This window comes from Flavobacterium sp., from assembly GCF_044373165.1.
GTDB lineage: Bacteria > Bacteroidota > Bacteroidia > Flavobacteriales > Flavobacteriaceae > Flavobacterium.
The window spans coordinates 1-8,514 of the sequence record NZ_JBILQL010000093.1 but is presented as its reverse complement, the minus strand read 5'-3'; the positions used below and the strand labels follow the sequence as shown (position 1 = coordinate 8,514).

The window sequence follows — 8,514 nt, the reverse complement described above, 5'->3', positions numbered from 1 at the left end:
TAAACCACCAATATTATAAACCGGTATTGCTATGATTACTACATTTTGCGGTATCGCAATTCGTTTTAAGGCTAAATCACGAAACAGTTGCATGGTGGCATCTATACCATCAGGTTCGCCGGCATGAATGCCGTTATTGATGAGCAGGAAGATTTTTTCGGGTTTGGTTTGGTAGTTGAATTTTTTATCGGCATCAAAAATAACCACTTGTAAAGGTTCGCCGCTGTCGGTTAGGCCAAAAGCTTGTACTTTGATTGTTTCAAAATCAGCGTCAAGATTATTGTAAAAACGCAATACTTCCGCATAATCAGCCGATTGATTGCCGTTGCCTTTTTCAAAAAAGGTTGGATAAGTTGCTTTTTTTTGCGCCGTTAAGGTTACTGTAAAAAAGAGGAGAAGCCAGAGTAGTTTCATTTACTTTTCTTTTTTAACCACCACACTATCCGGAACCAAAACGGTGTAATCTCCACCATTTCTGATGACATCGCGTACAATACTCGAGGAAATATAAGAAGTTTTGGAAGCGGTCAACAAAAAGACAGTTTCTATTTGGGAAAGTTTTCTGTTGGTGTGAGCAATGGCTTTTTCAAATTCAAAATCCGCCGGATTTCTCAAACCGCGCAGGATAAAATCGGCTCCTAATTTCCGGCACAAATCAATAGTCAAACCTTCATAGGTAATTACGCTTACTCTAGGTTCATTTTTGAATGCTTCCTCAATAAATTTTTTGCGTTCTTCTAAAGAGAACATATACTTTTTATCGGCATTGATACCAATGGCCACCACTACTTCATCGAAAAGAGAGATACCTCTTTTGATAATATCATAATGTCCCAAAGTGATGGGATCAAATGAACCGGGGAATACTGCTTTTCTTTTCATAATTAAGTGGTTGAGATTTTCAAGTTTCAAGTTTAAGATTAATGTTGTGCAACTTGAAACTTGAAACTTTTATTTATTTAAAGCCAATTCCAATGCGTTTGTAAACAAATCCGTCAAAGAAATACCGGCTTCTTTGGCTTGTTGCGGTATCAAACTTTCGGTGGTTAAGCCCGGAATAGTGTTCATTTCCAGCATGTGTGGTTCGCCGTTGACTATGATGAACTCACTTCGGGAGAATCCGCTCATTTTTAAAACTTCATAAGCTTTTTTCGCTACAGCTGATACTTTGGCGGTCATTTCCGGTGAAATTCTGGCCGGTGTAATTTCTTGTGATTTGCCTAAATATTTGGCTTCATAATCAAAGAAGTCGTTTTCGGTTACAATTTCGGTTATGGGTAAAACGGTAATTTTTCCTTGGTAATTGATAACGCCTACAGAGACTTCGGTACCGTCAAGGAAACTTTCAATGATGATTTCGTTATCTTCTTTATAGGCATTGACAATGGCGTAAGCCAATTCGTCTTTGGTTTTGACTTTGGAAATTCCGAAACTCGAACCCGATTTATTGGGCTTTACAAAGCAAGGTAAACCTACAGTTTTAAGAATGGCTTCTTCATTAATTTCGTCGCCTTGATTTAAATAATAAGAAGTGGCAGTTTTAATGCCATAAGGTTTTAAAACCGATAGTAAGTCACGTTTGTTGAAGGTAAGTGCCGCTTGGTAATAATCACAAGAACTTTGTGGAATGCCCAGTAATTCAAAGTAAGCTTGCATCAAACCATCTTCGCCGGGCGTACCGTGAATGGCATTGAACACTACATCAAAATTGATTTTTTCTCCGTTTACGGTAGTAGAAAAGTCATTTCGGTCAATGGGAAATTCGTTGTCGTTAGCATCTACGTAAACCCATTTTTCTTTTAAAATATGGATGCGATATCCTTGGTATTTAGTTTGGTCTAAAAATTGATAAACCACATTGCCGCTTTTCAGTGAAATTTGATATTCGCTGGAATATCCGCCCATGATAATGGCTACTTTTTTCATTAGTAGTTGGAGTTAGGTTGGTATTAAAGTAGTAACAAAATTATCATTTTTTTCGAAACCATTTACCTTTATGTTTTTTATATCTTTGCTTAAATAAATTTTTTTATGAGTTTACGCCAATATTTGACCAGTAAGGTCTTTTTTGCCCAAGTATTAGCCGCGATGGCCATTTTTGCTGTTATAGCCTATTTGTTTTTTCATTGGATTACCTTCACTACTAATCACGGACAAGAAATTACTGTTCCGGATTTGAGCAAACTTTCTGCTGAACAAGCCGAAGAAAAACTCGAAGCGATAGATTTAGATTATATTATTTTGGATACGGTGGATTTCCGACCGGAATACCCAAAGTTGACTATAGTGGAACAAGAACCCAAAGCCGGCGCCAAAGTTAAAGAAGGCAGAAAAATTTATTTAAAAATCAATGCCGCTAAATATACGATGGTAGCCGTTCCCGATTTGATTGAAAAAACCTATCGTCAAGCGGTTCCGACTTTAGAAGCGGTTGGTTTAAAAGAAGGCAATATCACTTACAAACCTTATTTAGGTAAAGATATGGTTTTGGAAGTCCGTATGAACGGAAAGAAATTGAAAGCCGGTGACAAAGTGTTGAAGTCTTCTAAAATCGACTTGGTTTTGGGTGATGGAAAAGTGGTTTTTGACGATACGACTATAGATTCAACTGCCGTAGATTCTACTGATATAATGCCTTTAGATGAGTAATACCAACGATACTTTCGAATTAGAAGAAGAATTATTCGAACACCATCGCTTCGTGTCTCCCAAAGGACAAGGATTGTTGCGTGTCGATAAATTTTTGATGCAGTTGATTGAAAATGCTACCCGGAACAAAATACAACAAGCTGCCGAAAAAGGCAATATTTGGGTGAATGATGTACCGGTGAAATCCAATTACAGGGTCAAACCTTTTGATGTAGTTAGGGTAATGCTCGAGCATCCGCCTTTTGAAAACCACATTATCCCGGAGGATATTCCTCTGAATATTGTTTACGAGGACAATGCCTTATTGGTTATCAACAAACCGCCCGGATTGGTAGTGCATCCCGGTCACGGAAACTACACCGGAACCCTGGTCAACGCTTTGGCTTTTCATTTTGATAACTTGCCATTAAATTCTAGTGAAAGACCCGGATTAGTGCATCGTATTGACAAAAATACTTCAGGTTTGTTGGTCATTGCCAAAACGGAAGCTGCGATGACCCATTTGGCCAAACAATTTGAAGACAAAAGTACCGAAAGAGAATACATCGCCTTGGTTTGGGGAAATGTTAAAGAGGAGGAAGGCACGATTGAAGGCAACATTGCCCGTCATATGAAAGACCGAATGCAAATGGCCGTATATCCTGAAGGCGATATTGGAAAACACGCCGTTACGCATTACAAGGTTTTAGAGCGTTTTGGTTATGTAACTTTAGTGGCTTGTAAATTGGAAACCGGAAGAACCCATCAAATTCGTGTACACATGAAATACATTGGTCATACCTTATTCAACGATGCGCGTTACGGAGGTGATTTGATATTGAAAGGCACAACCTTTACCAAATACAAACAATTTATAGACAATTGTTTTAAAACCCTACCGCGTCAGGCCTTGCATGCCAAAACACTTGGCTTTGAACATCCGGTAACCAAAGAGTATATGCGTTTTGATACCGAGTTGCCTGAGGATATGAAAGAATGTATAGAGAAATGGCGCAATTACTCCAAATCTCATGTGGAGGTCAATGACGAAGAAGCATAAAAAAAGTCCTGAGCAATCAGGACTTTTTTGTTTTATAAATCATCTTCAATGGGCTTTTCGGCCATAAAGATATAATAGATGCCGACAAGTATAAACGGAATACTCAACCATTGTCCGGTGCTTAAAAGACCAAAGCTTTCTTCAATACCACCTTGGCTTTCTTTAACGTATTCTACCACAAAGCGAACCGACCAAAGCATTACCAAGAAATAACCAAAAAGTAAGCCTTGCTTCTCGGCAGTTCTGGTTTTCCAATACAAGTAAAACAAGGTAAAGAAAACAAAGATGTATAAAAAGGCTTCGTATAACTGTGCCGGATGTTTTGCAGGAACTTTAGCCAAAATTTCGGTATATTGAGGATCTGTTGCAATGGCGTGATAAGCGTCGTTTACATTGGAAAGTTTGGTAATGTTCATTACGTCTTTGGCAGAATAATAGTCACGAATAAACTTGATTCCGAAAGCCGAATCGGTTACATTACCCACAATTTCAGAATTGAAAAAGTTACCGATTCTCACGAAAATAGCCCCGCTGGCCACCGGAATTACCACTCGATCCAACACCCAAAGTATAGGTCTTTTGATTACATTTTTGCTGTAAAAATACATGGCTATGATGATAGCAATCGCTGCACCGTGACTGGCCAATCCTCTGAAGCCGGTAAATTCAAATTCGGGTTTGAATTTAAAAGGCAATAAAATTTCTGTTGGATTGTTTCGGAAATATTCCCAATCGTAGAAAAAAACCTGACCCAATCGCGCTCCTAATAATGTGGCAATTACAGTCCAAATAAACAATGTATCCAGTTTTTCAAGCGACTCGTTTTCTCTTTCATAAATGCGTTTCATGATGTACCAACCCAAACCAAAGGCGACAACAAACATTAAACTATAGTAACGTATGATGAAAAAACCAATGTCAATACCTTCTGAAGGATTCCAAATCATGATTGTTCTTTTTGGGGTTTAGTTAATGGTAAAAGTAATGAAATGTTTCTAACTGAAAAAAAATTAACTGTTCTTTAGTGAGTACACTTTTTTTCGGGTACCGGATCATAGCCACTTTTTCCCCACGGATGACAACTGAATATTCTTTTGAAACCCAAATAACTTCCGTAAAATAAACCGTGAATTTTCAGGGCTTCAACAAAATAGGTAGAACAAGTGGGTTGAAAACGGCAACTTGCAGGAAAGAGTGGGGAAAGTACAATTTTGTAGAACCAAATTAATAATAATAATGGCGCTATGAATATCTTTCTCCACATCATTTTACTGTATGCTAAAGGTAGTTCCTTCTTTACCGTCTTTCAACTGTATGCCTAAGGCTAACAATTGGTCTCGAATTTGATCCGAAAGAGCAAAGTTTTTATTGGCACGAGCTTCTAATCGCATGTTAATCAACATTTCAACAACTCCTTCTAATTTGTCGGTTTGATTAGACACCGCTTTTTCATCTTTAATACCTAAAACGTCGAAAGTAAAGTTTCTAAGTGTATGGTTCAACATAGCGATGCCATTTGCGGTCAAAGATTCTTTTCCGTCGTTTACTAAATTCACATATTTAATGCCTTCAAACAAATTCGCAATTAAAATCGGCGTATTGAAATCGTCGTTCATGGCCTCATAACAATTTTGTTGCCAAGTCGCAATATCAATGGTTGAATTAGCACTTGGTTTCAAATCTTTAATCAATTCCAATCCGTCCATTAATCGTGTGAAGCCTTTTTCTGCGGCTAGTATTCCGTCATTGGTAAAGTCTAATATACTTCGGTAATGGGCTTGCATCATAAAGAAGCGCGCCACGTTAGGCGTGAAGGCCTTACTTAAAAAAGGACTACCGCCATGGTAAATTTCACTTGGTAAAATATTATTCCCGGTGGACTTCGACATCTTTTTGCCGTTTAGTGTCAACATGTTGGCATGCATCCAAAAGTTCACCGGACTGTGACCGGTACAAGCTTCATTTTGGGCAATTTCACATTCGTGATGCGGGAATTTTAAATCCATTCCGCCACCGTGTATATCGAAAGTTTCACCGAGATATTTGGTACTCATGGCAGTACATTCCAAATGCCAACCCGGGAAACCAATGCCCCAAGGCGAAGGCCAACGCATGATATGTTCCGGTTCCGCTTTTTTCCATAGCGCAAAATCTTGTGGGTTTCTTTTGTCAGTTTGACCGTCAGTATCACGTGTGTTGGCCAACATTTCATCAATATTCCTACCGCTCAATTTTCCGTAGTGATTGGTTTCATTAAACTTCACCACATCAAAATACACAGAACCGTTAGATTCGTATGCAAAACCTCTGTCGATGATTTGTTTTACAATCTCAATCTGTTCAATGATATGCCCGGTAGCTGTAGGCTCGATGCTAGGCGGTAAAAAGTTGAATTGGTTCAGTACATCATGAAAATCAACGGTATAACGCTGAACAATCTCCATAGGTTCTAATTGCTCCACTCGCGCTTTTTTTGCGATTTTATCTTCTCCGTCGTCTACATCATCTACAATATGACCAACGTCAGTAATATTTCGAACATACCGAACCTTATAGCCTAAGTGAAGTAAATACCTAAATATCATATCAAACGACATAAAGGTTCTAACATTACCCAAATGAACATTACTGTAAACTGTAGGTCCGCAGACATACATCCCAACATTGCCTTCGTGAACGGGTTTAAATAATTCTTTCTCTCCAGAAAGAGAGTTGTATATTTTTAAGGTATGATTTTTATATAATTGCATTTTTGTTAGGAGCTATTTCCGGCTTTACGTTACAATCTTTTAAATTACCTGCGTTGTCACTGCGGTAAAGTAAAAGGATTTTCACTGCAATCCGGGCTATTAAAAATTGGTTTCCAATCTGATGTAATCTAAAAATTCACGTCTGGTAAGTTCCTCTTTGAATTTACCGCCAAACTCAGCGGTTACAGTACTGCTTTCAATGTCTCGAATGCCTCTGGAGTTTACACACAAATGTTTGGCATCCATAACACAAGCCACATCTTCGGTATTTAAAACCCTTTGTAATTCTTGCACAATTTGCATGGTTAAGCGTTCCTGTACTTGTGGTCTTTTGGCAAAGTAATCAACGATTCTGTTCATTTTTGACAAACCCACTACGGTTCCGTTAGAAATGTAAGCCACATGAGCTCTTCCAACAATTGGCAATAAATGGTGTTCGCAAGTAGAGTAGACTGTAATGTTTTTTTCCACTAACATTTCACCGTACTTATAGTTGTTTTTAAAGGTAGAGGAACTTGGTTTTTTATTAGGGTTCAATCCACCGAAAATCTCTTTTACAAACATTTTGGCCACTCTATTAGGTGTCCCTTTTAAGCTGTCGTCAGTCAAATCCATTCCAAGTGTTGTCAAAATATTTTCAACATCTTTTTTGATAGATTCAATTTTTTGATCATCGCTTAAAACAAAAGCATCTTTTCTTACCGGATTTTGAGCACTCGTAGCTATGTGGTTTTCACCTAATTCATCATTATTTACGGCGTTTTTTGTCATTAAATTCGCTATTAATTTGGGTTTAAAAATCGTAACGCAAAGATAAATAATTATAATTAAAAGAAGTCTAATAGTGTTAATATTTGAAATTATTTGACTTTTTAGCCAATTATCTCCCAAAAATATGTAAATTTCCTCCCTTAAAAATTGTCACTAGTAATGAAAAAAATCTACTGCTATTTACTTTTAATTAACCTATTTACCATAAATTTGGTTTTTTCGCAAGGTGCTAACTGTGCTTCATCTGATGCTTTTTGTGCCGGCGGTCCTTCTTTAACGTTCCAAAACTCAACAGGAACAACAACAGAAGCCGGTATTAATTATGAGTGTTTAGCTTCTCAGCCTAATCCAGCCTGGTTCTACATGCAGATTGGTGTATCCGGAACTATTAATTTTCAAATCTCTCAGACAAGTAATGCAGGTAATCCAATTGATGTGGATTACATTCTTTGGGGACCATTCGCAGGTCCGGTTTGTGGAGCCACTAATTTAAACCCTGCATCCAGTATAAGTTGTAGTTTTTCTGCTGCAGCTATAGAAAATTTTACTTTGACTAATGCTCAAGTTGGGCAGGTTTATGTAGTTTTATTAACCAATTACAGTGGTCAAGCCGGTAATATTACGGTAACCCAAACCAATGCCGGACAAGCCGGTGCAGGAGCAACTGATTGTAATATTGTTTGTCCTTTGTCATTAGATAATCAAGTAATCTGTCAAGGAAGTCAGACTACTTTAACCGCTACAATTCCTTTGGCCACCACTTACGCTTGGACAGGTCCAAACGGGCCAATTCCCGGAAACGTACAATCTATAACAGTAACACAACCCGGAACATACACAGTTGTAGTTAATAAACCCGGTTGTGTGGCTAATGCAACTGCATCAGCAACGGTTTCACTTAGTGCGCCTCCGCCAATTAACCCACCGGTTGATTTATCTCAGTGTTCCAATATACCGGCTTTTGATTTGAATCTTGCTGTGGCCAATATTTTTAATGGAACCGGATTAAGTGCAGGTGATTTTGATTTGTCATTCCATACAACAGAAATAGGTGCTTTGAATTTTGACAATTCTATTCCTGTGTCAAATTATGGTTCTTATGCTCCCGGAACTGCTTCAACCATTTTTTTAGGTCTGGAGAATTCAAGTGCCGGAGGATGTAGGTTCGCGTTTCCTTTTGATATTTCTTTTATCACTTGTACCGCCACACCAAATCCACCACCAACCTTAGCGTTGTGTGAGAGCAGTTTGGGAAGTGGAACAGCAGTTTTCAATTTTACCCCGCAAACACCGCTTATATTAGGA

Annotated in this window: 8 protein-coding genes and 2 pseudogenes; 3 read left to right on the top strand and 7 right to left on the bottom strand. The window is 38.2% G+C overall.

The features are described 5' to 3' along the window. The 3 genes and pseudogenes from ACIQ32_RS10500 to ACIQ32_RS10490 form a co-directional block, all read right to left on the bottom strand. Window positions 1–414: pseudogene (locus tag ACIQ32_RS10500) on the bottom strand (hypothetical protein); the annotation flags it as partial. Beyond that, on the bottom strand, window positions 415–882 hold the full coding sequence (gene coaD / locus ACIQ32_RS10495; RefSeq protein WP_396195643.1) for a pantetheine-phosphate adenylyltransferase: 468 nt from the start codon (window positions 880–882) through the stop codon (window positions 415–417). It abuts the pseudogene before it with no gap. 69 nt (window positions 883–951) lie between these two features. Then, window positions 952–1,926 (bottom strand): D-alanine--D-alanine ligase, encoded by a 975-nt coding sequence (locus ACIQ32_RS10490; protein WP_396195642.1) that lies wholly within the window; start codon window positions 1,924–1,926, stop codon window positions 952–954. Between the two features lie 105 nt (window positions 1,927–2,031). Here ACIQ32_RS10490 and ACIQ32_RS10485 point away from each other — a divergent pair, with 105 nt between their 5' ends. Together ACIQ32_RS10485 and ACIQ32_RS10480 are read left to right on the top strand one after the other, a co-directional pair. After that, window positions 2,032–2,649, top strand: a complete 618-nt coding sequence (locus tag ACIQ32_RS10485) for a PASTA domain-containing protein (RefSeq protein WP_396195641.1) — start codon at window positions 2,032–2,034, stop codon at window positions 2,647–2,649. Further along, window positions 2,642–3,688 (top strand): RluA family pseudouridine synthase, encoded by a 1,047-nt coding sequence (locus tag ACIQ32_RS10480; RefSeq protein ID WP_396195640.1) that lies wholly within the window; start codon window positions 2,642–2,644, stop codon window positions 3,686–3,688. The genes ACIQ32_RS10485 and ACIQ32_RS10480 overlap by 8 nt, the downstream gene beginning before the upstream one ends. Before the next feature lie 32 nt (window positions 3,689–3,720). Here ACIQ32_RS10480 and lgt read toward each other — a convergent pair whose 3' ends face one another. From lgt to folE, 4 genes are all read right to left on the bottom strand, one after another. Beyond that, window positions 3,721–4,635: a prolipoprotein diacylglyceryl transferase gene (lgt, locus tag ACIQ32_RS10475; RefSeq protein WP_396195639.1), complete on the bottom strand. Its 915-nt coding sequence runs from the start codon at window positions 4,633–4,635 to the stop codon at window positions 3,721–3,723. Between the two features lie 74 nt (window positions 4,636–4,709). Continuing rightward, on the bottom strand, window positions 4,710–4,952 hold the full coding sequence (yidD, locus tag ACIQ32_RS10470; RefSeq protein WP_396195638.1) for a membrane protein insertion efficiency factor YidD: 243 nt from the start codon (window positions 4,950–4,952) through the stop codon (window positions 4,710–4,712). A gap of 4 nt (window positions 4,953–4,956) precedes the next feature. Beyond that, window positions 4,957–6,438 carry a cysteine--tRNA ligase gene (gene cysS, locus ACIQ32_RS10465; RefSeq protein ID WP_396195637.1) on the bottom strand — a complete coding sequence of 494 codons (1,482 nt, stop codon included), beginning with the start codon at window positions 6,436–6,438 and terminating at the stop codon, window positions 4,957–4,959. Between the two features lie 99 nt (window positions 6,439–6,537). Next, complete coding sequence (gene folE, locus ACIQ32_RS10460) at window positions 6,538–7,209, bottom strand: GTP cyclohydrolase I FolE (RefSeq protein WP_396195636.1); 672 nt, start codon at window positions 7,207–7,209, stop codon at window positions 6,538–6,540. Between the two features lie 159 nt (window positions 7,210–7,368). Here folE and ACIQ32_RS10455 point away from each other — a divergent pair. Further along, window positions 7,369–8,514 (top strand): annotated as a pseudogene (locus ACIQ32_RS10455) (hypothetical protein); the annotation flags it as partial.